24 protein-coding genes are annotated in these 23,683 nt (G+C 74.3%); 11 read left to right on the forward strand and 13 right to left on the reverse strand.

Annotation, left to right across the window (positions count from 1 at the left end; translation table 11 throughout):
* Positions 1–3: 3 nt before the first annotated feature.
* Positions 4–963: a 1-phosphofructokinase gene (pfkB, locus tag AB0O91_RS06815; protein ID WP_363428656.1), complete on the reverse strand. Its 960-nt coding sequence runs from the start codon at positions 961–963 to the stop codon at positions 4–6.
* Complete coding sequence (locus AB0O91_RS06820; protein ID WP_363428658.1) at positions 960–1,721, reverse strand: DeoR/GlpR family DNA-binding transcription regulator; 762 nt, start codon at positions 1,719–1,721, stop codon at positions 960–962. Before AB0O91_RS06820 ends, pfkB begins: the two co-directional genes overlap by 4 nt.
* Before the next feature lie 336 nt (positions 1,722–2,057).
* Here AB0O91_RS06820 and AB0O91_RS06825 point away from each other — a divergent pair, with 336 nt between their 5' ends.
* Together AB0O91_RS06825 and AB0O91_RS06830 are read left to right on the forward strand one after the other, a co-directional pair.
* On the forward strand, positions 2,058–2,330 hold the full coding sequence (locus AB0O91_RS06825; protein WP_363428660.1) for an HPr family phosphocarrier protein: 273 nt from the start codon (positions 2,058–2,060) through the stop codon (positions 2,328–2,330).
* A 223-nt stretch (positions 2,331–2,553) separates the two neighbouring features.
* Positions 2,554–3,651 carry a lactonase family protein gene (locus AB0O91_RS06830; protein ID WP_363428662.1) on the forward strand — a complete coding sequence of 366 codons (1,098 nt, stop codon included), beginning with the start codon at positions 2,554–2,556 and terminating at the stop codon, positions 3,649–3,651.
* Between the two features lie 57 nt (positions 3,652–3,708).
* Here AB0O91_RS06830 and AB0O91_RS06835 read toward each other — a convergent pair whose 3' ends face one another.
* Together AB0O91_RS06835 and AB0O91_RS06840 are read right to left on the reverse strand one after the other, a co-directional pair.
* Positions 3,709–4,041 (reverse strand): hypothetical protein, encoded by a 333-nt coding sequence (locus tag AB0O91_RS06835; RefSeq protein WP_363428664.1) that lies wholly within the window; start codon positions 4,039–4,041, stop codon positions 3,709–3,711.
* Complete coding sequence (locus AB0O91_RS06840) at positions 4,038–4,853, reverse strand: phytanoyl-CoA dioxygenase family protein (protein ID WP_363428666.1); 816 nt, start codon at positions 4,851–4,853, stop codon at positions 4,038–4,040. The genes AB0O91_RS06835 and AB0O91_RS06840 overlap by 4 nt, the downstream gene beginning before the upstream one ends.
* A gap of 101 nt (positions 4,854–4,954) precedes the next feature.
* Between AB0O91_RS06840 and AB0O91_RS06845 the strand changes: the two genes are divergently transcribed.
* The 4 genes from AB0O91_RS06845 (at position 4,955) to AB0O91_RS06860 (ending at position 9,493) form a co-directional block, all read left to right on the forward strand.
* Positions 4,955–5,743 (forward strand): helix-turn-helix transcriptional regulator, encoded by a 789-nt coding sequence (locus AB0O91_RS06845; protein ID WP_363428668.1) that lies wholly within the window; start codon positions 4,955–4,957, stop codon positions 5,741–5,743.
* A 157-nt stretch (positions 5,744–5,900) separates the two neighbouring features.
* Positions 5,901–6,872 (forward strand): helix-turn-helix domain-containing protein, encoded by a 972-nt coding sequence (locus AB0O91_RS06850; protein ID WP_363428832.1) that lies wholly within the window; start codon positions 5,901–5,903, stop codon positions 6,870–6,872.
* Positions 6,873–6,976: 104 nt separating this feature from the next.
* Entirely contained in the window at positions 6,977–8,365 is a 1,389-nt protein-coding gene (locus tag AB0O91_RS06855) for a DJ-1/PfpI family protein (protein ID WP_363428670.1), read from the forward strand.
* Between the two features lie 186 nt (positions 8,366–8,551).
* Complete coding sequence (locus AB0O91_RS06860; protein ID WP_363428672.1) at positions 8,552–9,493, forward strand: aminoglycoside phosphotransferase family protein; 942 nt, start codon at positions 8,552–8,554, stop codon at positions 9,491–9,493.
* A 157-nt stretch (positions 9,494–9,650) separates the two neighbouring features.
* Here the strand turns inward: AB0O91_RS06860 and AB0O91_RS06865 are convergent, their stop codons facing one another.
* From AB0O91_RS06865 to AB0O91_RS06880, 4 genes are all read right to left on the reverse strand, one after another.
* Positions 9,651–10,937 (reverse strand): MFS transporter, encoded by a 1,287-nt coding sequence (locus AB0O91_RS06865; RefSeq protein WP_363428674.1) that lies wholly within the window; start codon positions 10,935–10,937, stop codon positions 9,651–9,653.
* Positions 10,938–11,290: 353 nt separating this feature from the next.
* On the reverse strand, positions 11,291–12,172 hold the full coding sequence (locus AB0O91_RS06870) for an alpha/beta hydrolase (protein ID WP_363428676.1): 882 nt from the start codon (positions 12,170–12,172) through the stop codon (positions 11,291–11,293).
* 97 nt (positions 12,173–12,269) lie between these two features.
* Complete coding sequence (locus tag AB0O91_RS06875) at positions 12,270–12,848, reverse strand: TetR family transcriptional regulator (protein ID WP_363428678.1); 579 nt, start codon at positions 12,846–12,848, stop codon at positions 12,270–12,272.
* Positions 12,849–13,100: 252 nt separating this feature from the next.
* The gene (locus AB0O91_RS06880) at positions 13,101–14,324 is read right to left on the reverse strand and encodes an alpha/beta fold hydrolase (protein WP_363428680.1); all 1,224 of its coding nucleotides are present in this window, start codon (positions 14,322–14,324) and stop codon (positions 13,101–13,103) included.
* 103 nt (positions 14,325–14,427) lie between these two features.
* Here AB0O91_RS06880 and AB0O91_RS06885 point away from each other — a divergent pair, with 103 nt between their 5' ends.
* On the forward strand, positions 14,428–15,000 hold the full coding sequence (locus AB0O91_RS06885; protein WP_363428682.1) for a TetR/AcrR family transcriptional regulator C-terminal ligand-binding domain-containing protein: 573 nt from the start codon (positions 14,428–14,430) through the stop codon (positions 14,998–15,000).
* A 282-nt stretch (positions 15,001–15,282) separates the two neighbouring features.
* On the opposite strand, the gene AB0O91_RS06890 is transcribed toward AB0O91_RS06885, so the two are convergent.
* From AB0O91_RS06890 to AB0O91_RS06900, 3 genes are all read right to left on the reverse strand, one after another.
* Positions 15,283–16,335 (reverse strand): MerR family transcriptional regulator, encoded by a 1,053-nt coding sequence (locus tag AB0O91_RS06890; RefSeq protein ID WP_363428684.1) that lies wholly within the window; start codon positions 16,333–16,335, stop codon positions 15,283–15,285.
* Positions 16,329–16,547, reverse strand: a complete 219-nt coding sequence (locus tag AB0O91_RS06895) for a DUF6480 family protein (protein ID WP_363428686.1) — start codon at positions 16,545–16,547, stop codon at positions 16,329–16,331. Before AB0O91_RS06895 ends, AB0O91_RS06890 begins: the two co-directional genes overlap by 7 nt.
* A gap of 365 nt (positions 16,548–16,912) precedes the next feature.
* Positions 16,913–17,536, reverse strand: a complete 624-nt coding sequence (locus tag AB0O91_RS06900) for a sigma-70 family RNA polymerase sigma factor (RefSeq protein ID WP_363428834.1) — start codon at positions 17,534–17,536, stop codon at positions 16,913–16,915.
* Between the two features lie 260 nt (positions 17,537–17,796).
* Here AB0O91_RS06900 and AB0O91_RS06905 point away from each other — a divergent pair, with 260 nt between their 5' ends.
* Positions 17,797–18,168, forward strand: coding sequence for a hypothetical protein (locus tag AB0O91_RS06905; RefSeq protein ID WP_363428688.1), 372 nt, complete (start codon positions 17,797–17,799; stop codon positions 18,166–18,168).
* Between the two features lie 5 nt (positions 18,169–18,173).
* On the forward strand, positions 18,174–19,688 hold the full coding sequence (locus AB0O91_RS06910; protein ID WP_363428690.1) for a cryptochrome/photolyase family protein: 1,515 nt from the start codon (positions 18,174–18,176) through the stop codon (positions 19,686–19,688).
* 234 nt (positions 19,689–19,922) lie between these two features.
* On the opposite strand, the gene AB0O91_RS06915 is transcribed toward AB0O91_RS06910, so the two are convergent.
* Both AB0O91_RS06915 and AB0O91_RS06920 read right to left on the reverse strand, forming a co-directional pair.
* The gene (locus AB0O91_RS06915; RefSeq protein WP_363428692.1) at positions 19,923–21,158 is read right to left on the reverse strand and encodes an NAD(P)/FAD-dependent oxidoreductase; all 1,236 of its coding nucleotides are present in this window, start codon (positions 21,156–21,158) and stop codon (positions 19,923–19,925) included.
* On the reverse strand, positions 21,139–21,609 hold the full coding sequence (locus AB0O91_RS06920; RefSeq protein ID WP_363428694.1) for a glycosyltransferase: 471 nt from the start codon (positions 21,607–21,609) through the stop codon (positions 21,139–21,141). Before AB0O91_RS06920 ends, AB0O91_RS06915 begins: the two co-directional genes overlap by 20 nt.
* Positions 21,610–21,679: 70 nt before the next feature.
* On the opposite strand from AB0O91_RS06920, the gene AB0O91_RS06925 reads away from it, so the two are divergent.
* Both AB0O91_RS06925 and AB0O91_RS06930 read left to right on the forward strand, forming a co-directional pair.
* The gene (locus tag AB0O91_RS06925) at positions 21,680–22,927 is read left to right on the forward strand and encodes a glycosyltransferase (RefSeq protein ID WP_363428696.1); all 1,248 of its coding nucleotides are present in this window, start codon (positions 21,680–21,682) and stop codon (positions 22,925–22,927) included.
* A 227-nt stretch (positions 22,928–23,154) separates the two neighbouring features.
* Complete coding sequence (locus AB0O91_RS06930) at positions 23,155–23,586, forward strand: SRPBCC family protein (protein ID WP_363428698.1); 432 nt, start codon at positions 23,155–23,157, stop codon at positions 23,584–23,586.
* The last annotated feature ends 97 nt before the right edge of the window (positions 23,587–23,683 follow it).

Genomic DNA, 23,683 nt, shown 5'->3' on the forward strand with positions numbered 1-23,683 from the left:
TGCTCAGCCGCGGAGCGGTCGGTCGAGCGGGATGTCCGCCGTCACGACCACCGCGGCCGGGTCCAGATCGGCCGGGGTCGGCATGGCGCTCCCCGGCAGTTGTACGGCCGCGGCGCCGTGCGCGAGCGCCGCCGCGAGTGCCTCGGGGCCGGTCCCACCGGCCCCGAGGAAGCCTGCGAGGGAGGCGTCGCCGGCTCCCACGTCGCTGCGGACGGCGGCGACCGGTGCGCTGCCGTACCAGCTGCCCTCCTCGGCGACCAGCAGCATCCCGTCCGCGCCGAGGCTGGCGAGGACCTGCTGGGCGCCGCGCTCGCGCAGCTCCCCCGCCGCGTCCACCGCGTCGCCGACGGTCACGACCGGGCGGCCCACGGCCTCCGCGAGTTCCTCCCGGTTGGGCTTGACCACGTCGGGACGGGCCGGGAGCGCGACGAGCAGCGCGGGACCGGAGGTGTCCAGGGCGATCCGGGCGCCGCCCGAGTGCACCTGGGCGACCAGCTCGGCGTACCACTGCGGCGCCAGTCCGCGCGGCAGGCTGCCGCAGCAGGCCAGCCAGTCGACGGCGTTCCCGGTGCCCCGTCCGATCGTCCGGGAGTCGCGGACGAGTGCCAGCAGCGCGGCCGACTCGGCGGCGCTGAGCTCCGGTCCGACCGCGTTGATCTTCGTGAGGCTGCCGCCGTCCTCGACGATCGAGACGTTGATCCGGGTGTCGCCCGCGATCGCGACCGCGGCGACGTCGATGCCCTGGCGGCGCAGCAGATCGGAGAGCAGCTGTCCGGAGAGGCCGCCGAGCGGCAGGACGGCCGTGGTGCGGTGGCCGGCCGCCGTGAGCGCGCGGGAGACGTTGACGCCCTTGCCACCGGGGTCGAGCCGGTCGTGGGCGGCGCGGTTGACCTCGCCGAGGGCGAGCGTTGCCAGCTCGTAGGTGCGGTCGAGGCTGGGGTTCGGGGTGATGGTGACGATCATGCGCGGATGACTTCCGGTCCGTGGTTCTCGATCTCTGCGGTCTGCTCGTCGGTGAGTCCGGTGTCCGTGACCAGGACGTCGACCTGGTCCAGCGAGCCGAACCTGGCGAAGTGGCGGACCCCGTACTTGGCGGAGTCGGCGACCAGCACCACCCGGCGGGCGCCGGTGAGCATGGCGCGTTTGACGGCCGCCTCGGCGAGGTCCGGCGTGGACAGCCCGCCCTCCGGGCAGAAGCCGTTGGTCGCGACCACCGCGACGTCCGCGTGGACGTCGGCCAGGTCGCGCAGTGCCCAGGCGTCGACGGCGGCCTGGGTGCGGTGCCGCAACCGGCCGCCGACCAGGTGGAGCGAGAGCCTCGGGTGGTCGGCCAGCCGGGCCGCGACCGGGAGGGCGTTGGTGACGACGGTCAGGGCGCAGTCGGTCGGCAGCAGGCCGGCTAGCCGGGAGACGGTCGTCCCCGCATCCAGGATGACGCTGCCCTCGCCGGGCAGCAGGGCCAGCGCCGCCCTGGCGATGCGCTCCTTCTCGGCCGCGGCGGTCGAGTCCCGTTCGGCGAGGCCCGGCTCCAGTTGCAGTGCTCCGGCGGGCAGCGCGCCGCCGTGCACCCGGTGCAGCAGGCCGGCCTGGTCCAGGGCGCTCAGGTCACGTCGGATGGTCTCCTGGGTGACGCCGAAGTCCTTGGCGAGGGTCGGCACGTCCACCCTGCCCTGTTGCTGGGCGAGGCGGAGGATCTGCTGCTGCCGCTCCGGTGCATACATGTGGGTTCGAGTCCGTTCATGTCCGTTCATGCCTGGCAAGGCCCGACGATACGCGCTCGGACCGAAAAAGCAAGCGCCTGTTCCGCCTCCGTTCAAGCCGGGAACGGATGTCCGAATGTGTTGACATCCGCATCACTCGGGCGTAGAACCAATCAGAACAACACGCCAACGGGCGTGAAACCACAGATCTGCCCGGTCTCCGCACCGCCCCCGTAGCGCGAGACCCGGCCCGAACACGGCGGCCCGCGCGCTCTCCTCGCACGGTTCCCCCCGTGCCCACCCCTCGCCGACCCGGCTCCCACCCGGGTCGGCGATCGTCTCCCCCGAGGAACCCCGATGCACTCGATCCTGGTCACCGTCGGCTCCGCGAGCGGCCTGCACGCCCGCCCGGCGTCCGCGTTCGTCAAGGCCGCCGCCCGGCAGCCGGTCAAGGTCACCGTCGGCCGCCCGGGCCAGCGCCCGGTCGACGCCCGCAGCCTGCTCTCCGTCCTCGCCCTGGCCGCCCGGCACGGCGAGACCCTGGAGCTCACCGCCGAGGGCGAAGGGGCCGAGGACGCGCTCGGGGCGCTCGGCGAGCTGCTCGCCGCCGACCTCGACGCGACGGCCTGAGCACGCGACGACCTGAGCACGCGACGACCTGGGTACGCGACGGCCTGAGCACTGGTCCGACCGACCCGGCCGACACCCGCCCGGGTCGCCCGGTTCTCGGCCTGACGTTCGACTCGACCGGTCCGCCGTCCGTAGGATGCCGCTGCCGAGGCCGCGCACCGCCGCCCGTGCCACGCCCCCCTGACGGAGCGTTCGCCGGAGGGCGGACAGAGAGCAGGCATCCTTGAGCCACCCCCCGAGCACCACGGCCACCGCGTCCACCGCCTCCGGCGGGCTGCTGGTCATCGGCAGCGGCGCCCCGGCCGACACCCCCGGAGCCGGGCTGTCCACCGTGCGCCACGACGCCACGGGCGCCATGAGCCTCCTCCGGACCCAGCCGGTCGACCGCCCCTCCTACGCGGCGGTCGACCCGACCCGCCCGGTGCTGCACGCCGTCGTCGAGGAGCGGGCCGGGCAGATCGCGTCCCTGCGGTTCGACCCCCGCACCGGGAGCCTCGGTCTGCCCACCACCGTCACGAGCGGCGGCGACGGCCCGTGCCACCTCGCGGTCCACCCCGGCGGTTCGCACCTGTTCGCGGCCCACTACGGCGACGGCGTGCTCTCGGTGATCCCCGTCGGCCCCGACGCGGCGCTCGCCGCCGAGCCGGTGCAGACCATGAGCCACCCCGGCCGGGAGGCCTCCGGCGGGCTGCACACCACCCCGCACGCCCACATGGCCGCGCCCTCGCCGGACGGCCGGTTCCTCCTCTGCCCCGACCTCGGCACCGACCGGGTCCACGTCTACGCCTTCGATCCGGCCGCCGGCCGCCTGAGCGCCCACCAGACCGTCCGGTTGCCGGACGGCTGCGGCCCCCGGCACCTGGTGTTCCACCCGTCGGCCGGGCACGTCTACGTCCTCAACGAGCTCTCCTCCACCCTCACCGTCGGCACCTGGGACGCGTCCACGGGCCACCTCGAACCCACCGCAGAACTCGCGACCCGCCGGGACCCGGACTCGCCGACCGCCAACCAGGCCGGCGCCGTCCGGGTCTCCCCCGACGGCCGCTTCCTCTACACGACCAACCGCGGCGACGACGCGATCGCCGTGCACGCCCTCCGCGCGGGCGGGGCGACCGTCGAGCTGATCGACGTCACCGCCTGCGGAGGCTCCTGGCCCCGCGACATCGCCCTCAGCTCCGACGGGCGGCTGCTGTTCTGCGCCAACCAGCGCTCCGACACCCTGACCGCCTTCCACCGCGACCCGGCCTCCGGGCGGCTGACCCCCGCCGGCGAGCCCCTCGTGATCACCGAGCCCACCTCCGTCCTGCCGATCGGCCCCTGAACGACGCCGGCCGCCCCGCACCGACCGGGTGCGGGGCGGCCGGCGAACGTGCCCCGACTACCGGGCGTCCGGCGCGCCGAGGTCGACGATCCGCTCGAAGAAGTACTCGTGCTTGAGGAAGGAGACGTCGTACTCGTGGCCCGGGTACGGCGGGATCAACTGCGCGGCCTGGAACAGCCGCCAGCCGTCCTGCAGCGCCTCCACCCCGCTCCCGTACGGCGGTTCGTCGCTGTCGCCGGTGGTGGGCGAGGTGCGGCCGGTGCCGTCGTAGCGCGTCCAGCCGACCACGTGCGCGTCCAGCCGGGAGTCGGCCAGGTAGAGCACGAGCACCTGCTGGCGCAGCACCGCGGCCGCCGCGGTCCGTGCGGCGGGGGTCGTCCCGGTCGTCATGCCACCGTCTCCTTCGGGCGGTTGGAGACCCTGGTCACCCAGTGGTCGAGGTCGTAGCCGGAGTCGCCGGTGAGCTCCCGCCACAGCAGGACGCGGTTGTACCGCTCCAGTCGGCCCGTCGCCCACTCGTACCACGGGAAGGTCGCGTCCAACTCGGCGTCCACCTGCGGGTCGTGGAGGTCGGAGGCGTCCCACAGCAGGCGTTGGCGGACCCTCGGGTTGAAACGGATCTTGAACATGTAGCGGACGGTGTCGCTGTCGTTGCGCCGGCCTCCGTGCCACAGGCCGTGGTGCAGAAACACCACCGTCCCGGCGGGACAGACCAGGCGGTCCTGGCCGCGCAGGTTCTGGTAGCGGCCGGTGTCGGACTCGTTGGTCCGCCGCAGATGGCTGCCGGGCACGCTGAGCGTCCCGCCCATCTCCAGCGTCACGTCCTGCGGGTAGTACATCAGCTGCACGTCGAACGCGTCCGGCCGGACGTCGATGATCGCGTCCCCGTGCAGCGGCTGCGCCTCGCCCCCGTGCGGCTCGCGGACGTGCACCGCGTGGTGGTCCACCCACGGCTCCGGGCCCACCAGGCTGCGCAACGCCCCCGCGACCTGGGGGAGTTCCAGCAGGCGGCGGGCGAACGAGCCCCCGGGGTAGGCCTCGGCCACCGGGGTTCCGTACGGCACGTCCGGCACGCCCGCCGCCAGGACGGCCAACGCCTCGGCGTTCATCGCCGCCGGGACCACGGCGTCCAGCCGCAGCGAGCCCCGCGCCACGAAGCGCGCCATCTGCACCGACGAGAGCAGTACTTCCGTTGTCTCCATGGCCGCCACGCTAGGCCCGGCCGACCCGTCGGCGGGTGGGCCGGGTTCACCCTCCGGTGGTCCGTTCTCACCCTCCTCCGCACGTGGTAGAAATCGTGGCCATGCGGACCGTCCTCGCCCGTCTCGACGAACCACCGAGCCTCGCCGCCGTCGGCACCGGGGTGCACGGACCGGCCGGCCACGAGGACGTGTTCTCGCTGCCGGACCTCTGGCAGCTCCATCTCTACGGCTACCACGCCGACTTGACGGTGGACGGCACCCCGCACGGCATCCGCCCCGGCCTGATCAGCCTGGTACCGCCCGGCACCGAGGTCCGCTACCGCTACCGGGGCCGTTCCGAGCACCTCTACGTCCACCTGCACCTCGGCACCGCCGGCCCACCGCACCGCATCCCCGTCGTCCAGCCGGCCGGCACCGCGCTCGAACCGCTCACCGCCCGGTTCCGGCAGGCGCTGGCCGCCTGGCCGCACACCCCCGCTCGGGCCGCCGCCGAGATCTGGTCCGCGCTGTGGCGGATCGCCGTGCTCACCCCGCCCGGCGAGCACGGCACCCCGACCGTCCACCCCGCGGTCACCGCCGCCACCACCCTGATCGAGACCCGACTCGCCGAGCCCCTCACCGTCCCCGGGATCGCCCGCGCCGTCGGCGTCTCGCACAACCACCTCACCCGGTTGTTCCGCGCCGCCACCGGCGAGACCGTGGTCGGCTACGTCCGCGCCCGCCGGATGGCACGCGCCCGGCACTTCCTGCGTGCCACCACGCTCTCCATCCCCGCGATCGCCGCCTCGGTCGGCATCCCCGACCTGCACGCCTTCAACAAGGCCTGCCGCCGCGAACTCGGCGCCTCCCCCCGCGCGGTCCGCGACGGCCGCTCCGGCAGCGACGCATGACCCCTCCCGGGAGGCCCCGACCGCCCTAACCGGCCCCGGGGCGCCGTGGGTTGCCCGGGCCTCCGTGCCGCGGGCAGTGCCTGATCCGTCCGGTGTCCGACGCCGGCAGCCCTCGTGGGCGCCCGCGGTGCCTGCCTATCGTCTCCCTGTGAACGACATGACGAGCGGGAGCAGCGGACGGGTCGTCGTGCTGGTGCTGCCCGAGGTGAACCTGTTGGATCTCGGCGGCCCGGTGCAGGTCTTCGACGCGGCCACCCACCTGGGAGGCCGCTACCGGCTCGAGTACACCGCCGGGGCCGGCACGGTGCGCTCGGCGCAGGGGCTGGAGCTCGCGGGCCTCCAGGCCCTTGCGGCGACGCGGACGGGGCCGGGCGACCTGGTGCTGGTGCCGGGGCCACGGCTGACCGGATCCGACCGGCCGGTGTCGGACGCCGCGGTGGGCTGGCTGCGGGACGCCTACGCCACGGGGGCCCGGGTGGCCTCCGTGTGCAGCGGCGCGGCGGCCCTGGGCGAGGCCGGGCTGCTGGACGGCCGGGCCTGCACCACGCACTGGTCGCTGACCGGGGCGATGCGCGAGCGGTATCCGGCGGCCCGGGTCCGCGAGGCGGCCCTGTACGTCCACGACGGGCGGATCAGCACCAGTGCGGGCATCGCCTCCGGGATCGACCTCGCCCTGTCCCTGGTCGAACGCGACCACGGCCCGGAACTGGCCGCCGCCGTCGCCCGTGAGCTGGTCCTCTACCTGCGGCGGGACGGCGACTCCGCCCAGATCAGCCCGTTCCTGCGCTACCGCGACCATGTGCAGCCCGCCGTGCACCGGGTCCAGGACCACCTGGCCCAGCACCTGGACGCCCCGCACTCCCTCGACCAGCTCGCCGCCGTCGCCCGTCTGTCGCCACGCGGCCTGACCCGGGCGTTCACCACGGCCACCGGGATCACCCCGCTCGCCTACCAGCGCCAGTTGCGCCTGGAACGGGCCCGCACCCTGCTGACGGACACCGGCCTGACCGTGGAGACGGTCGCGGCCCGTTGCGGCTTCCGGGACGCACGGCAGCTGCGCCGCCTGGTCGCCGAGAACTTCGGCGTTCCGCCGTCCCGGCTCCGCGCGCGGTCGCGCCCGGCCGGCTGAGTCGCTCCGTGGGGGCGGCCCCGACGCCGTCCCCGACTCTCCCTCTCCCCCTTCCCCACCACGGCGGTTGCGCCCGTCCGGCCTTCAATCCTTGGAGACATGTCATGCATATATCAAACAAGGGACGCCGAGCACTCCGCCGGGCGGGCTGGGTGCTCACCGGCACCGTGCTGTCGGTCGGGTCGTTCGCCGGGATCGCCCTCGCGGGCGTGAGCACGTCGATGGCGGACAGTTTCACCCCCGCACCCACCGAGCCGGACGCACCCGCCCCGACCCTCGCCCGCACCGTGCCGGCCGACCGCATCACGGTGGCCGTGGTGGTCGGCACCGAGGGGTCCGTGGCCACCGACGTGCTGGCGCCGTACCGGGTGTTCGCCGGCTCGGCGAAGTTCTTCGCCTACACCGTGGCAGCCGAACGCAAGGCCTCACCGCTGTCCGGCGGCGCCCACCTCCTCCCCGACCACACCCTGGCCGAGGTCGCCACGGGAGCCCTCCCCGAACCCGACGTGGTGGTCGTCCCCGCGGTGACCGACCCGACCGCCGCCAAGGAGGCACCGCTGCGCGACTGGATCGTGGAACGCCACCGCAAGGGCACCCGTGTGCTGGGCATCTGCGCCGGCTCGGAACTGCTGGCGGCCTCCGGCCTGCTCGACGGCCGGGACGCGACCTCCTTCTGGTCCACCATCGACTCCCTGGAGCGGAACCACCCCAGGGTCCACTGGAAGCGCGGCCTGCGGTACGTGGAGGACGGCCGGGTCACCACCACCGCCGGCATCACCTCCGGCACGGTCGGGGCCCTGCGCGTCGTGGAGGAACTGGCGGGCAGGGACGAAGCCAGCCGGATCGGCGCCGACCTGTCCTACCCGGGCTGGACCGCGGACGGCCCGACCGCGATCCCGGTCAACCGCCTCGCCCCCGGCGACCTCCCGTACGCCCTGAACGCCGCCTTTCCCTGGCTGCGCCCCACCGTGGGGATCGGCCTGACCGACGGCGTCGACGAGATCGACGCCGCGGCCGCCTTCGAGGCGTACGGCGGGGTGTCCTTCAGCGCACGGACGGTCGTGCTCGGCAGCCGTGACACCGTCACCACCCGTCACGGCCTCACCCTGATCACCCGGCCGACCGGCCCCGGCACCCCCGCGGTGGACCGCTTCGTCGCCCCCGGCACCGCGGACGTGTCGGCCGTCGACCCGACGCTGCGCACCTGGGCGGAGCGCAACGGACTGGCCGTCGAACTGCCCGACGGGGGACGACGGGTCGGCGAGTTCGGCTTCGATCCGGTCCTGCGCGACCTCGCCCGCCACGGCGACCGCTCCACGGCCCGGGTCACGGCGAAGTTCTCGGAGTACCCCGCCTCCCATCTGGTGCTCACCGGGCCGGCCTGGCCCTGGCGACCGACCCTGCTGGCCGTCGCGGCGGCCGCGGTCAGCATCGGCATCGGGTTCCTTCCGGTCGCGATCCGACGGGCCGTCCGGCGCCGACGCCCGGCATGACGTCGGAGGGCACCGGACGGCACCGGACGTGGCCTGTCGCGGCCGTCATGACGCCATCGGACCCGGGCCCCGCCGCCCGGCAAAGCGGTTTTCGGCGGTTCCCCGGGCGGGTACCACGCACCGCACCCGCCCCCGGGGCAGGCGGGTCGGGCGATAGCGGCGGCGGGCCCGCCGTAGGGTGCCCGGATGATGCAGATGCCAGAGGCGTTCGCGCGGAGCACCATCGAGCGCGAGGGAGCGTCGGGAGCGGCGTGGATCGCCGAACTGCCCGGGATCGTGGCCGAGTTGCTGGAGCGCTGGGGCTGCGTGCCGGACGGCGCGGTGATGCACGGGGGTGTCGGGGTCATCGTCCCGGTGCGGCGGCGGGCCGGTGGTGGGCCCGCCGTGCTGAAGGTGTCCTTCCCGCATCCCGGCAACGTCCACGAGCCGGACGCCTTCGCGGCGTGGGCCGGGCACGGGGCCGTCCTGCTGCTGGAGCGTGCCGACGAGCGGTTCGCGATGCTGCTGGAGCGGGCCGGGGCGTCGACGCTGGCGGAGGTCGACGACGGCGACGAGGTGGTGGCGGTCGCCGGGCGGCTCAATCGCCGCCTGGCCGTCCCCGCGCCGCCCGGCCTGCCCCGGCTGCGGGACCGGGCCGACGCCTGGGAGGGGCAACTACGCAGGGATGCTTCGGAGTTGACGCACACGATGGCCCGCGGCGCGGTGGACGCCGCCGTGGCGACGGTCGGTGACCTGGGCCGCGTCCAGCCGGACCTCCTCGTCCACGGGGACCTCCACGCCAGGAACATCCTGCGGGCGGACCGCGAGCCGTGGCTGGCCGTCGACCCCAAGGGGTGCGCGGGAGACCCGGCCTACGACGGCGGCACGCTGCTCAAGTCCCGTGCGCTGACGCTCCTGGAGGCGGACGACCTGCGCCGGGCCGTCCACCGCGCTCTGGACGTCTTCGCGGAGGCCGCGGAACTCGATCGCGAACGCGTCCGCCGATGGGCGCAGTTCCATGCGGTCCAGGCCGCCTTCTGGGGCCGCCGCCACGGGTTCCGGGTGGCCCGCAGCGGGTCCCGGTTGGACCGGCTCACCGAATTCGCCGACCGCCTGGCGGAGTTGCTCACGGAACGCGTCAGGTCGTGATCCTTCGGGCGGGCCCACCGCGGAGGCGGCGCACCGCCCGAAGACGGGAGCCTGATCAAGAAGACCGTCGACCACCGCAGGGGCGGCGGCACGCCGCCCGAGCGGCCGCGCACCCGTGCCCGGGCCCGGTCCGTGCGGACCGGGCCCGGGCACGGGGTCAGGCGTCGGCGGCTGCCCCGGAGGGGGCCTGCGCCCCGTACCGCCAGAGTGCGGCGGGTGCGGCGGCGAGCACCGCGGTACCGCCGAGGGCGGCGAGACCGCCCGCGAGCAGCGTGGCGCGGGCGCCGAAGCGGGCGGCGACCGCTCCCGCGCGCAGTTGGCCGAGGGTGGCCCCGGCCTCGCCCGCGAGGAGTTCGACGCCGGCCAGGCGGCCCCGGACCGCATCGGGCACGGTCCGGTTCCAGATCACCTCACGGGCCGAGTCGGCCAGCATGTTGCCCGCACCGGCCGCGGCGAGCAGCAGCAGGGCCGGCTCCAGCCGGTCGGCCCAGCCGGCCAGCGCGAGCGCGCCGGCCCACAGGGCACTGCCCGCCACGGCGACCCGGCCGAGCCGTCGGCTCCGCCCGAGCCAGCCGCTGGTGGCACCCGCCAGCAGCGCGCCGGCGGCCGGCGCGGCGTAGAGCAGGCCGAGCGCCCACCGGGTGTGCCAGCCCTCCGCCAGGAACGGCAGCAGGGTGGTGGGCAGGGCGAGGGCGGTGGCGACCAGGTCGAGCAACGCCGTGCCGAGCAGCACGGGTTGCCCCGCCAGGTAGCGCAGCCCGGTGCCCACCGAGCGGAGCAGGCCGCCCTCCTCCGGCTCGTGCACCCGCACCGGGCTCAGCCGGGCGAGCAGCAGGAGGGAGACGGCGAAGCTCGCCAGGTCGAGCGCGTAGGCCGTGGCCAGCCCGGCGGTGGCCGCCAGCAGCCCGCCCAGCGAGGGGCCGAGCAGGACGGCCGTGTTGCCGCGCAGCGACTGCAGTGCGGCCGCGGCCGGCAGTTGCCCGTCCGGCACCAGCCGGGGCACCAGGGCGCCCAGGGCGGGCCACTGCAGCCCCTGGAGGGCGGCCGCCGCCGCGGCGACCGGGTACAGCAGCCAGACCTGCGGTCGGCCGAGCAGCGCGTTGGCCAGCAGGACGGCGGTCAGCAGCGTCAGACCGGCCTCGGTGAGCAGCACCATCCGGCGCCGGTCCGTCCGGTCGGCCAGCGCACCGCCGTAGAGCGCGCAGAGCAGCATCGCGGCCAGCTCGGCCAGTCCGAGCAGGCCGACCGCCAACGGCGAGCCGGTCTGCTCCTGGACCTGCAGCGGTACGGCCACCAGCAGGGTGAACGCGGAGCCGAGGATGCTGATCAGCCCGGCCAGCCAGAGCAGCCGGAAGTCCCGCGCCGTGCGCAGCACGGAGACGTCCGGCAGCAGGCGGCGGAGGCGGTTCGGGGATGGTGCGGTGGAATTGTCGTCGTCATTCAAGACGGGGTTTCGTCCTGTTCAGGAGGAGTGTCAGGGGTGCGGGGTGGAGAGTGGTGCACCTCATGACGGGTCCTCCTCAGGACTGGTACGGGTCTTCGACGACTGGCGAGGACCCGCGACGGTGGCGGCCTTCGAGGGCCGGACCGCACGACCGTAGACGAGCGGGCGCGGTGGGGCAACGGGTTTTCCGCCGGGGCCCGTTGCCCCGGCGGAAGGGCGGGCGGGCCCCGGTCGGAAGCCGGTCGCGAGCCGCCGCACGGCCCGGCCGCGGCGGACGCACCGGGCGCCCGCCGGCAGCGCCTCCTCGACCCCCGACCGGCGCCGTCAAGGCCCGACCCGCACTCCGGGTGCGGTTACCGGTGCGTGGCCAGGAACGGCAGGAGGACGTCGGCCATCTCGTCGGGCACTTCTTCTGCGAGGTCGTGCCCGGCGTCGAACACGTGCCCGGTGACGTCGTGGGCCATGAGCCGCATCTGGGCCGCGTTGCGGTCGCCGATGAACGCGGAGCCACCGAGCGCCAGGACCGGGATGTCCAGCTTCTGCTGCGCGGCCTGCCGGTTCTGTTCGGCGTCCACGAGCATCGCCCGGTAGACCGAGAGCATCGCGCGGATGCCGCCGGGCATGGAGTAGCAGCGCACGTATTCGTCGATCGCGTCGGGGGTGGCGCTGTCGGGCCGGCTGCGCTCGAACTTGATCATGTAGGTGATCAGCTCGCGCTCGTGACCGGCGATCAGCATCTCGGGCACGTCCGGCTGGAAGTAGAACCCCAGATGCCACAGGTGCATGCCGCTGGAGACGTTCTCGGGGGTGAGGGCCGTGTGGTCCTCGAAGCCGAACCCGGGGAACAGGGCCTCGGCGAACACGAGAGCCGTGACGCGGTCGCGGTGTCGGGCGGCGAGCTGGTAGCCGATCACCGCCCCCCAGTCCTCGCCCACCACGGCGTACGTCTCGTGTCCGAGGCGGTTCATCAGCTCCGCGATGTCGTCGCTCATCGTCGCGGAGTCGTAGCCGTCCGACGGGCGGGCGGAGTCGCCGAGACCTCGCAGGTCCGGGACGACGACGGTGTAGTGGGGCGTCAGCTTCGGGACGAGGTGGCGCCAGTGGTAGCCGGTCTTGGGCACGCCGTGCAGGAGCACCACGGCGGGGCCGGACCCGGCGGTGCGGTGGTGCAGACTCGTTCCGTTGACGGCGGTCCGGCCCGTGCGGACGGGCGTCCCGTCATGGTCGAACATCATGTTCTCCGAACTCCTGGTCTACTTCGCGAGGTGGGTGCCGGTGGGCTTGTCGGCGACTTTTCTGGATCGATCGATACAGATTTTGGGCAGGAAAAAGTCAGTCGAGGGCCGCCAGCGCGACCTCCACGAGGGGCTCGAGGGCGCGGACGTCCGACGTGATCTTCGCGGAGACCAGCAGTCCGTTGAGGAAGGTGACGAGGAAAGCGGCGAGGGTGCGCGGGTCGTGCCGCGTCGCGATCTCACCCCGGTCCGCCGCGACCCGCAGCACTTCGGCGAGCGCGTCCCGGCCGGCGTCCTGCATGTCGCGCACGGTGCGCCGGGTCGCCGCATCCTCCGGCAGGCGCTCGCAGGCGGCGTTGACCACCAGGCAGCCCCGGCCGCCGTCTTCCACGGCGATCCGGACCCGCTCGACCAGCATGGCCCGGATCGCCGAGCGGGCGTCCGCCCCCTCCTCCAGGCTGCGCAGGGCGTCCGCCGCGAGGGTGGTCCGGTAGTGCTCCAGGGCGGCCCGGTACAGGCCGTCCTTGCCGCCGAACGCGGCATACAAGGACCCCTGCCCGATCCCCAGGTGCTTGGTCAGGTCACGCACCGAGGTGGCCTCGTAGCCACGCGTCCAGAACAGCTCCATCGCGCGGCCCACCGCCGCCTCGGTGTCGAACTCCCGGGTCCTTGCCATGGCGCCACCGTAACCTATCTGGATCGTTCGCTCAAGAAAAGGCACCGCGGCCGCCCGGCCGTGCGCCGACCCGCAGGCCAGGCGCACGGCCACCCGTCTTCGTCGTCCTCGACGGCTGGACGACCGAGCAGGTCCGCTCGGGGTCGGGCGACACCGAAGCGGACCTGCTCCTGCTGGAACGACTCGTCGTGGTCGAGCAGTTCAGCGGGGCGCACCACCGGACCGACGGCCGGCCGATCCAGGAGCAGCGGGCTAGGAGGCGGAGCCGAGGGTGTCGTCGAGCCAGTCGAGGATGCGGGCGACGGACAGGCGCACGGCGCCGGTGTGGCAGTGGGCGCCGGCGCCTTCCTCGGCGGTGAACAGCATCAGGGTCTTGGGGCAGGTGAGACGGTCGTAGAGCTGTTCGGGCTGGCCCTTGAAGAACATGTCGTCCTCGGCGTCGCAGACCAGGGTGGGGCACTGGATCCGCTCGGCGACGCCGCCGCCGAGGGTGTAGTCGAGGCACGCGGCGTTGAAGGAGCGGGGTGTGTCGACGTCCATGACGTACATGCCGTGGTTGAACGCCCAGCGGGAGATCGGGTCCTGGGCCATCAGCTGCTCCAGGGCGGCGTCGAGCTCCGGAGCGCTCTGCGCCCGCAGGACTCGTTCGGCCTCCTCGCGGGTGCCGGGGATGTTGCGGATGAAGGTCTCACCGAGGTCGTAGAGACCGTCGACGGCGATCACCGCGGCCAGGCGGTGCTCGAACGCCGCTGCCCTGGGGGCGAGGACGCCGCCCATGCTGAGGCCCAGGAGCGCTATGCGGCCGGCGTCGACCCCGGGGAGGGTCTCGGCGAAGTCGATCACCGGGGTGACCACGTTCTCCCAGTCCGGGCGGAAGGCCATGCCCTGGTGGTGGCGCGGTCCGGGCATGCCGGGGCCGTCGAAGACCAGGACGGTGTAGCCGCGTTCGACGGCGGCCAGCGCCCCGAAGAAGTGCATCTCCTCGGCCGTGCCGTCGAAGCCGTTGTGCATGACCAGCGTCGGTCGCGGCGTCCCGGAGTCGTCCGCCCGGTAGAGGTAGCCGGGCAGGCTGGTCCCCTCGTAGGGGATCTCGACCGGTTCGATGTGCGGCGTGGTGAAGAGGGCCGCAGCGGCCCTGAAGCACTCCACCGAGCGGTCGTAGGCGTGGTCGTGACGCGGGTCGCAGGTACTGCCGTGCAGGAAGAACTCCGCGGACCGGTAGTAGTTCGACGCCCGCAGGAACCCGTCCCGGGCACTGATCCTGTGGCCGCCCGCCAGCGCCTTCCCGGCTTCCCCCGCCACCCGGTCGGCGGTGGCCGTCCATTCGACGTACCAGCTGTCGTAGTCGCCCTCGACGATGCGCTCGGCGGTGCACAGCACCTCGCCGAAGTCCGCGCCGCCGTAGGCGATGTGGCTCATCGAGCGCAGGGTCTCGTACCAGAACTGGATGTTGTTCGGGAACAGCAGCTGCTTCATCGCGCGCACTCTCCTTCGCTCCACAAGCACAGATCTGTGCTTGTGGTGAGGACTGTAGACCCCCGGGCCCTCGGAGGCAAATATCTGTGCTTACGATGGGGGCATGACCCAGCAGCAAGCGTCCGCACGCCTCCGCCGCAGCCCCGAACAGGTCCGCGCGGCCGTCCACCAGGCGGCCGTCGAGCTGCTCTGCGACCCCGACGGCGAGGAACTCAACATCCCCGCGATCGCCGCACGCGCGGGCGTCAACCACACCAGCGTCTACCGGCGCTGGGGCACCCTCGACGCGCTCCTGGCCGACATGGTCACCACCCGCCTCGAACGCGACTCACCCCTGAAGGACACCGGCAGCCTGCGCGGCGACCTCCTCGCCTGGGCCGAAGCCAGCGTCGCGAGCATCCGCACACCCGAAGGGCGCGCCCTCGTCCGGGCCGTCATCCTGTCGATGCCGAACAACACCCGGGCCCAGGCCGAGCGTCGGCAGCAATTCGAGCGCCGGATGCGCTCCATCGAGAAGATCCGCGAACGCGCCACGGCGCGAGGCGAAGACCCACCGCCCCTGGAGCAGATCCTCGACCAGCTCATCGCACCGTTCTACATCCGGGCGGTCTTCGGCATCGACCCGCCGGCCGACGGCTACCCCGAGCTCCTCGTGGACCGACTCCTCCACGCCTGACGGGTGGTGGCCGCTCCTCCAGGCCTGACGGTGGTGGCCGACTGCACCGACCTGACGTCCTGCGACTCCTCCGGCATCGGCACCCTCGTCGTGATCCGCCGGCGTCCGACTGCGACGGCCCCGACGCGGCGACTGGCCGCCCTCCCCACCCCCTCGCCCGGGTCGGCCGGCTTTCGCGGCGATGTGGATCGCAGCGCGGGGAACGCCCTCGGAGGCCCGAACGGGTTCGCCGCAGGCGGGCGCGCACATGAGAGCCGCCCGCGGACGCGGAGCGGCCGGGCCTCAGTGCGTGACCGCCCGCTCAAGGAGGTCGACGGCGTCCGCGAGGGTACGGGGACCCGCGGTACCGGCGGGGGCCCTGCCACGCGCCCAGCCGGGGCCGGCGGCGACGACGACCGCCCCGCCGCGGCATCCCCGCGGACCCCACATGCTGGCACCTACACGCCCCACCAGTTCGCCGTCCGCGCTGCGCTGGTCCTGGGACCAGATCATCACGGCCCCCGGGCCGAGCCGGTGCACGGCGTCGAGCAGAGCCCGGGGCGGGACGGCCGCACCCAGCATCCGGAACGGAAGTCCGCGTTCGGTCAGCGCCGCGGCCGTGGCCTCCAGCGGCAGGGTGTGGAGTTCGGCGGGCGTCGCGGCCAGCAGGACGGGCGGTACAGGCCGGGTGGCGGCCGTTGCCACCGCCGCACCCCGCAGGGCGGTGGAGACGTGCCAGGACAGCAGGTGCTCGACCTCGACGTACTGCTCGCCGTCCGCCGCCCATTTGCGGCCCGCGGCCCGCAGGGCGGGCATCATCACCTCCGTCCACGCGTCGATCACCCCGAGTTCCTCGACCGCTTCGCGCAGGATCCTGGCGACCTCCGGCGTATCGAGGCGGACCGCGGCCCGGGCCAGGCCGCGGCACTCGGGGAGCACCGTCCCGACCTGCAAGGCCCGGCTTCCACCCGGCCCGGGCCCGGGCCGGCCCACGTCCCGGGAGTCCACGCCCGGCCGACCGGACGCGGGGCGCGGGGTGTCGCCGTGATCGGCACCGCCCCGCTCGGCCAGGGCGGCACGGGCGGCCTCGCCCGGCGGCACCCCGCGCGCGGTGAGGCGGCACATGGCCTCCAGCACGGCGATGTCCTGCCGGCTCCAGCGGCGGTGGTGTCCGGCCTCCCGGTGAGCGGGACCGATGCCGTACCGGCGCTCCCAGGAGCGGACCGTCGTGGGCGACACACCGAGCCGCTGGGCCACGCCCCCGGTCGGCAGACCCACGTCCTCCGAGGCGCCGGAGCCGACGGACGAGCCGCCGCCCCGCAGTCCGGCAGTGTGCTCGGCAGGCGGGGTCACCATCCCGCGATCCTCCCTACGGCGAACCCGACGCAGCACACCACCATGACGGCGATCACCAGCAGGGGGATCCAGCCGGGCCAGGCGGTGTGCAGTTCGACGGACTCCGGGGTCGAGATGCCCGAGCACGTCGACGCCTCACCTTCGGGCGTCTCGGTGGGAGGGCTCGCGGAAACAGGGTGCTCGCGCTTGCGGCTCTGCTGGTCGACTGTCATGGTGTCCTCCCGCGGCCGGGGAGTTCGAGGGGTTGTCCTGGAGTTGCCGTCTGTGATTCCTTGCGCGGGCGGTCGGGCCCACGCGCCGCCAGGTGGGGAAGCGGTCCTTCCTGACCGACCTGCGTGCGAAGTGATCTACAGGGCCATGGTCGTCCTGCCGGGGCCTCCCGCACAATCGCAGCGCTCTCGCAGCGAAGCGACGAAGGACCGCCGGGCCGGTCGATCGCCGAGCGGCAACAGGTTCCGCGTGGTGCGGGCCGCATGGCCCCGGTCGTCCATGGGTCGGATCTGCGCGGGAGTCGGCAACAGCAGGGAGCAGCGCCCGAACTCCCGCTTCTCGTAGGCGCTTTCCCCACTCGCGACCGTCATCGCCACGCCCCCACCGCGCGCCCCGGTCCAGCGAACGGCCCTGCGGTCAGCTCGGGCGGCCGGGGGCGATCGTCGTCGGGCGCGATTGCCGTGCGGAGCCGGATGAGGCCGTCGCGGATACGGGTCTTGACGGTGCCCAGCGGCACGCCGACCCGGTTCGCGATCTCCCGCTGCGTGTAGCCGCCGTAGTAGGCCAGCACCAGTGCCTCGCGCTGGACCGGGCTCAGGTGCGTGAGGGCGGACCGGATCCGCTGGCGGTCGAGCGAGCGGACCGCCTGCTCCTCCGGTGGATCGTCCTGCGTCGGCTCCCGGAAGCCGGCCCGGTGGTCGCGCTCGGCGGACGCCCGAGCGGACCGCACGCGGTCCACCGCACGGTGGTGCGCGATGGTCAGCACCCACGTCATCACCGGCCCGCGCTCGGGCCGGTAGGCATCGGCGGTGCGCCAGACCTCCAGGAAGACCTCCTGGGCGACCTCCTCGGCGTGCACCGGGCTGCGCAGCGTCCGCAAGGCGACTCCGTACACCGGCCCGGCGACCGCCCGGTACAGCACCTCGAACGCGGCTTCGTCGCCCCGGGCCACTCGCTGCACCAGGGGTGGCAGGGAATCGGCCACCGGCATCGGGCCGGCGGCGAGGTTCCTACCGCTGTCGGTCCTCGTTCGCGACGTCACGCGTCCAAAGTGCGGCGCTTCACCCCGGCGGCCCAGTCGAACCGTTTGTGCAGCGTTTTGCGGAGGTCTCGTGCGGGCGGGACGGAGTGCGGGCCGTCAAACGATGCGGCAGCGCTGCGACTGTTCCCGCCGACGGCCCGGGCCGAAGCTTTGAGGGAGGCCGCGTACCCCGCGCGGCCCACCACGATCTGCGACGACCGGAGCGGACGATGAAGCTGCGTGACGAATCGCCGGTCGACCAGCGCCTCTCCCGGCTCCACCGTGCCGGAGCCGGGCTCTGCGGCGCGGCTCTGCCGGCCTTCCACGGTCACGGCCGGTCGGACGGGCTGTCCTTCTCCTGCACCCTCGCGGCGCCGGACCCGCCGGCCGACATCCCGGCCTTCGACGGCCGGAAGGTGCCCTTCGGCTTCGTCACGGGGCTCGTCATCGCCACGTTCGGCAGGGACGGCCGGTTGAGCGGCGAACTGTCGCCCCACGAACCCTGCTGGGGCCGCCGCGACCCGCGGCCCGCCGGCCACGACGGCTCTCCAGTTCCCCTCCGCGGCCAGCGGCCCGCCGACCTTGCCGGGCGTGCGGGGTGAGCGGGGTGAGCGGGCCGCGCCCGCACTGGCTGTTCGGCGACCAGCTCGGGCCGCACTTCCTCACCCCCGGCGAGGGCGGTCCGGACCCGGACGCGCCGGTCGTCATGATCGAGGCCCGCTCCGTGCTGCGCCGTCGGCGGTTCCACCGGGCCAAAGCCCACCTGGTCCTCTCGGCGATGCGCCACACCGCCGACGCCCTGGGCGAGCGGGTGCGCTACGTCCAGGCCGACACCTACCGGGAGGGCCTGGCCCGGGCGGTGGGCCGCCGCCGGGTCACCGTCTGCCACCCGACCTCGCGCGCGGCCCTCGGCCTGGTGGACGGCCTCCCCCAGGTGACGGTGCTACCACCGCGCGGTTTCCTCGTCCCCTTCGCCGACTTCCGCCGCTGGGCCGGTCCGCCCGGCGAACGGCGCCTGCTCATGGAGGACTTCTACCACCGGGTGCGCCGCGCCGAGCACCTGCTGCTGGAACCGGACGGCAGCCCGGTGGGCGGCCGCTGGAACCTGGACCGGGAGAACCGCGAACCGCCGCCGAAGGGAGCCGCCTCCCTGCCGCTGCCGCCCCCGTTCGAGCCCGAGGAGGACGGCATCGACGAGGCCGTCCGGGCCGACCTGGACCGCTGGGAACGCTCCGGGGAGGTCGCCTTCGTCGGCCGCGACGGGCCGCGCCGCTTCGCAGCGACCCGTCGCGAGGCCGAACGGGCCCTCGCGCACTTCGTCGCCCACCGCCTCCCCGACTTCGGCCGGTACGAGGACGCCATGCTCCACGCCGATCCGTGGATGGCCCACAGCGCCCTGTCCGTCCCGCTCAACCTCGGCCTTCTCGACCCGGGCGAGTGCGTGCGCGCCGCCGAGGCCGCCCACCGGACCGGTCGGGTACCGCTCAACAGCGCCGAGGGCTTCGTGCGGCAGGTCGCCGGCTGGCGCGAGTACGTCTGGCAGCTCTACTGGCACCTCGGGGAGGGCTACCGCGACACCAACCGCCTGGGCCACCACGAACCGCTCCCCGCCTGGTTCCGTGACCTCGACGCCGACGCCGTAGGCGCCCGCTGCCTGTCCCGCGTCCTCGCCGAGGTCCGCGACCACGGCTGGGTCCACCACATTCCCCGGCTCATGGTGCTCGGCAACTGGGCCCTCCAGCACGGCTGGGACCCCCGCGAGGTCACCGACTGGTTCCACCGCTGCTTCGTCGACGGCTACGACTGGGTGATGACCGCCAACGTCGTCGGCATGTCCCAGTTCGCCGACGGAGGCCTCGTCACCACCAAGCCCTACGCGGCCGGCGGCGCGTACCTGAACCGGATGAGCGACCACTGCGGCCCCTGCCGCTACCGGCCCACCGAACGGCTCGGCGACCGGGCCTGCCCCTTCACCACCGGCTACTGGGCCTTCGTCCACCGCCACCACGACCTGCTCGCCGCCAACCACCGCACCGCCCGGGCCGCCGCCGGCCTGGACCGGCTGACCGGCCTGCCCGAGGTCCTGGCCGCCGAACGCGCCCGCGGCCAAGCACCGCCCTGACCGACGGCTGCCGAGGTCATCCGCCGTACGGATCAGCGCGGCCCGGGACGCCCGGGCCGCCGAACTCCGGGCCGCCGAACTCCGGGCCGCCGTCGAGAGGACGGCTGCCCGGCCGGGGCGGCAGAGCCGCTCCTGGCGGTACTGGAGGAATCCGTCCGTGCCACGGCCCCTCCGTTACGGCTGGGGCTCGGGCCCGCACGCCGGACACGGCACCCGCACGACCGGAGCCCTGGATCACGGCCGCGGACCGGCCAGGTCCGCGGCCACCTCCCGGGCCGCCCGCGCGCCCGAGGCGAGTGCTCCCTGCACCGATGCCGTGGCCCGGTGGTCGCCGCACACGTAGCGGCCCGGGGAGAACCGGGTGCTGCGGCTGAGTGCGAGCGGGGCGGGCCCGGCCGGAAGCGCCTCGGCGATCCGGTAGACGGCCAGCGGCTCCCACCCGGCACTGTCAACGCCGTACAGCTCGCCGGCCCGCCGCCGAGCCTGCTGCTCGTCGGCGTCGCTCCCCAGCACCGAGGTCGACACCACCGCACGCCCGTCCGGCGAGCAGCCGGGCACGACCTCCGACAGCACCACCGTGTTCAGCACCTTGCGCTGCGCGTCCACCACGAGCGTCGGCTCGCCCAGCGGGCTGGCCTCGGCCACGTGGTAGAAGGTCGTGACCGCCCGTGCCGCCGGGACCTCCAGGCCCGGCAGCAGACGGGCCGCCTGCCCCATCCCCGTGGCCACCACGACCGCCCGCGCCCGCAGCGCGGCGCCGTCCGCAAGGACCACTCCGTTCTCCGTCACCCGCTCCACCCGGGTGCCGAGCAGCAGCCGGCCCACCGGCAGCCCGGCGGCCAACTGTGCCGGAACCGCGCCGATTCCCTCCTGCGGCAGGCACAGCGTGCCGCGCACCATGCTGCGCCACACCAGGTGGAACATCCGGCTGGAGGTCTCCAGCCGGTCCTCCAGGAACACCCCGGCCAGGAACGGCTTCAGGACGCCCTCCACCGTGTGCCGCGACAGACCCGCACGTCGCAGTGCGTGTCCGGTGCTCACCTCCGGTGCCCGCTTGAGGAAGGCGGCGGGCAGCACCGCGTCGCGTACGGTCATCAGTCCCAGGGCCGCCACGTCGCGCAGCGGAAGCGACCCGCGCAGCAGAGCAGTGGCCTGGCCGGGGCGGCGGGTCGGGTCCACCACACGGAGCGGTCCGCGGCCACCGGCCACCAGGAAGCCGGGCGTGAACGGGCGCAGCCGCAGCGCCCGCAGGTCGAGGCGCCGTCTGACCTGGGGGTAGGAGGTGTTGAACACCTGGAAGCCGCGGTCGAGGCGGAAGCCCTCGACCACGTCGGTGCGCATCCGGCCGCCGGCCCGGTCTTCGGCCTCCACGATCACGACGTCCCGTCCGGCCGCCGTCAGGTCCAGCGCGCAGGCGAGGCCCGCCGGTCCGGCTCCTACGACGACCACCTCAACCGCGTCCGGTGACATCGGGCGCACCGCCTTCCTGCTGCCTGTGGCGCGGCTTGTCCGCGTCCCGGTCGTTCCGGCAGGTGGCCCGGTAGGCGTCGGCCAGGGACGCCGCCATGGCGTCGATGCCGAACCGCTCGCGTACCGTCACCGCGCCGACCTGCGCCATCGCCGCCAGGTGCGGCGCGGGCGTGGAAACGAGGGACAGCAGGCCCTCGGCCAGCCGCCCGACCGTACGGGTGGCCAGCAGCCGCCCGTTGACGCCGTCGCGCAGGTAGTGGGAGGCGCCGCCGCGCTGCGGTGCGGCCACCGGGAGGCCCGCTTCCATGGCCTCGAGCACGGCCAGGCCGAACTCCTCCTTCGCGCTGGGGCACACGTACATCACCCTCCCCGGCCGCCCGTGCGCCAACGCCCTTTCCAGCAGCCGGACCTGCCGGTTGGGCAGGGCGGGCCACAGGGCGGCCCTTCGCATCGGGTCATCGCGGTTCCTCCCATGCCGCCGGACGGTCGCACGGGTCTTCGGAGGCGGGCGCCGGAACGGATTGGATCCGGCACACGGGCCGTGCCGGCGCACCAGCAGCGGCCTCGGGTTCACCGAGTTGGCCGTCACCCGCAACGCCAACCACGGCATCGCCGAGACCACGCACCAGGACCGGGCCGAAGCGGACCGCCTGCGCGAGTTCCTCGACGCCACCCACCACGGACCGACCGCAACGCTCCTCACCCAGGCCCGCCACCCCGCCGACGACATGCTCGCCGACCCCGATCGCGTCCTGCACGACCTCGCCGGCCTTGACGAGCGGCTGCGTCCCGACTGGTACCTCGTCGACCAGCTCTCCTACTCCGCCACCCTCGCCCTGCACTGCCTCGACCTGCCCTACGCGACCTTCTGCCCCGGCCACCCCAGCTACCTGCCGACCGCACCCGACGCCTACTTCGGCCTCCCCTACGCCTGGCCGGACACCCTGCGCCCGGCCTCCGCCGACGTCGACCGGCTGCGCAGCGCGGCGGCGGCCGACGACGCCGCGTTCACCGCCGCGTTCGAAGCCGTCGTCCGGCGCCACGCCCCGGACCGGCCCGCCCCCGGACGGGCCTTCGCCCTGTGCTCACCGCACGCCGTCGTCTTCAACTACCCGCGGCTGACCTGGCTCCCGCCCGCACCGACCGGCCCCCAGGCCCTCTACGCGGGCCATCTGCTGCCACACTCCGGACCCAAGCCGCTGGACGAACGCTGGCAAGCCGTCGTGGCCCGCCTGAGCGCCGGCGGCCGTCCGCTGGTGCTCGTCGCCCTGGGCACCTTCCTGTCCGCCCGCCACGACGTCCTGGCCACTGCCGCGGCCGGGGTCCTCCGGCACACCCCGGCCTCGGTGATCGTGGCCGCCGGCGAACGCGTTGCGGCCGTCACGGCGCACCCCCTGCTGCGCGACGCCGACCCGGGACGGTTCCACGTCGCCCCGGCGATCCCGCAACAGGAACTGCTCCCGCACACGGCCGCCATGGTCCACCACGGCGGCAACAACTCCTTCACCGAATGCCTGCACGCCGGCGTTCCCGCGCTGGTGCTGCCGTTCTCCAGCGACCAGTTCGCCATCGCCCACGACGCCGAACGCGCCGCGGCAGGCCGGTGCCTGGCCCCCAACACCCTCACCTCCGAAACCGCCGGCCGCGCCGTCGCCGCGCTCCTCGCCGGACGGGCCCACGGCACGGCGGCCCTCAGCGCCTCCCTGCGCCCGCACGGCCCCGCACGAGCCGCGACCGGTCTGCTGCGGTGCATGCCCCCGCGCTCCTGAAGCGTCGGCCGCGCCCGGAGCAGCGCCTGCCGGGCGACAAGGCCGGGTGACCGGCCGACCAGCTACGGCAGGGGCAGTGGGTCCACCGCGCGGGGCCCGCGTCCGACAGCCGTCCTCCGTCGTTCGGCCGGAGGCGGGCCCGCCTCCGGCCATCCGAACACGCATCGGTGACGAAGAAGGGACCGGAGCACCCGCGCGTGGCAGGCCGCAACGGACAAGGAGAAGTGATGATCAGCGTCGAACGCACCATGGTCGTCGACCGCCCCGCCGAGGAGGTCCTCCGCTATCTGGCGGACTTCGGGAACACGCCCGAGTGGGATCCGGGCACCGAGACCTGCACGCGTCTGGATCCGGGCCCCGTGGTGGAAGGAGCGCGCTGGCGCAACACCTCGCGTTTCAGGGGCCGCCGCACCGAACTCGACTACCTCCTGGTGCAGTACCGGCCCGACCGGCTGGTGTTCACCGGGAGCAACCGCACCGTCACGGCCACGGACGAGATCACGATCCGGGCCTCCGGCGGGCGCACGCTGCTGGTCTACCGCGCGTCCCTGCGGTTCAACGGCCTCGCGCGCCTCGCTTCGCCGTTCCTGCGGGCCGAGTTCGAGTGGCTCGCGGACGCGGTGGAACGCCGACTGCCCGTGGTGCTGGAGGGGTCGTGACCGACAACAGGTCGAACCACGGAGCTGCCGACCCGGGCGCGGTCGGCCGCCGTGTGCGGACCGCCGCTCGGGAGGAATCGTGGAGATCGAAGGGCTG

It is taken from the genome of Kitasatospora sp. NPDC089797 (assembly GCF_040684795.1).
In the GTDB taxonomy this organism is placed as follows: Bacteria; Actinomycetota; Actinomycetes; order Streptomycetales; family Streptomycetaceae; genus Kitasatospora.

What these genes read in the sequence shown, in the direction of transcription:
- AB0O91_RS06930 (WP_363428698.1), top strand. Translation starts at nt 23,155, where the DNA reads ATGATCAGCGTCGAACGCACCATGGTCGTCGACCGCCCCGCCGAGGAG.
- pfkB (WP_363428656.1), bottom strand. Translation starts at nt 963, where the DNA reads ATGATCGTCACCATCACCCCGAACCCCAGCCTCGACCGCACCTACGAG.
- AB0O91_RS06905 (WP_363428688.1), top strand. Translation starts at nt 17,797, where the DNA reads ATGAAGCTGCGTGACGAATCGCCGGTCGACCAGCGCCTCTCCCGGCTC.
- AB0O91_RS06840 (WP_363428666.1), bottom strand. Translation starts at nt 4,853, where the DNA reads ATGGAGACAACGGAAGTACTGCTCTCGTCGGTGCAGATGGCGCGCTTC.
- AB0O91_RS06860 (WP_363428672.1), top strand. Translation starts at nt 8,552, where the DNA reads ATGATGCAGATGCCAGAGGCGTTCGCGCGGAGCACCATCGAGCGCGAG.
- AB0O91_RS06890 (WP_363428684.1), bottom strand. Translation starts at nt 16,335, where the DNA reads ATGGTGACCCCGCCTGCCGAGCACACTGCCGGACTGCGGGGCGGCGGC.
- AB0O91_RS06850 (WP_363428832.1), top strand. Translation starts at nt 5,901, where the DNA reads ATGACGAGCGGGAGCAGCGGACGGGTCGTCGTGCTGGTGCTGCCCGAG.
- AB0O91_RS06900 (WP_363428834.1), bottom strand. Translation starts at nt 17,536, where the DNA reads ATGCCGGTGGCCGATTCCCTGCCACCCCTGGTGCAGCGAGTGGCCCGG.
- AB0O91_RS06835 (WP_363428664.1), bottom strand. Translation starts at nt 4,041, where the DNA reads ATGACGACCGGGACGACCCCCGCCGCACGGACCGCGGCGGCCGCGGTG.
- AB0O91_RS06875 (WP_363428678.1), bottom strand. Translation starts at nt 12,848, where the DNA reads ATGGCAAGGACCCGGGAGTTCGACACCGAGGCGGCGGTGGGCCGCGCG.
- AB0O91_RS06845 (WP_363428668.1), top strand. Translation starts at nt 4,955, where the DNA reads ATGCGGACCGTCCTCGCCCGTCTCGACGAACCACCGAGCCTCGCCGCC.
- AB0O91_RS06820 (WP_363428658.1), bottom strand. Translation starts at nt 1,721, where the DNA reads ATGTATGCACCGGAGCGGCAGCAGCAGATCCTCCGCCTCGCCCAGCAA.
- AB0O91_RS06825 (WP_363428660.1), top strand. Translation starts at nt 2,058, where the DNA reads ATGCACTCGATCCTGGTCACCGTCGGCTCCGCGAGCGGCCTGCACGCC.
- AB0O91_RS06870 (WP_363428676.1), bottom strand. Translation starts at nt 12,172, where the DNA reads ATGATGTTCGACCATGACGGGACGCCCGTCCGCACGGGCCGGACCGCC.
- AB0O91_RS06885 (WP_363428682.1), top strand. Translation starts at nt 14,428, where the DNA reads ATGACCCAGCAGCAAGCGTCCGCACGCCTCCGCCGCAGCCCCGAACAG.
- AB0O91_RS06895 (WP_363428686.1), bottom strand. Translation starts at nt 16,547, where the DNA reads ATGACAGTCGACCAGCAGAGCCGCAAGCGCGAGCACCCTGTTTCCGCG.
- AB0O91_RS06915 (WP_363428692.1), bottom strand. Translation starts at nt 21,158, where the DNA reads ATGTCACCGGACGCGGTTGAGGTGGTCGTCGTAGGAGCCGGACCGGCG.
- AB0O91_RS06855 (WP_363428670.1), top strand. Translation starts at nt 6,977, where the DNA reads ATGCATATATCAAACAAGGGACGCCGAGCACTCCGCCGGGCGGGCTGG.
- AB0O91_RS06880 (WP_363428680.1), bottom strand. Translation starts at nt 14,324, where the DNA reads ATGAAGCAGCTGCTGTTCCCGAACAACATCCAGTTCTGGTACGAGACC.
- AB0O91_RS06920 (WP_363428694.1), bottom strand. Translation starts at nt 21,609, where the DNA reads ATGCGAAGGGCCGCCCTGTGGCCCGCCCTGCCCAACCGGCAGGTCCGG.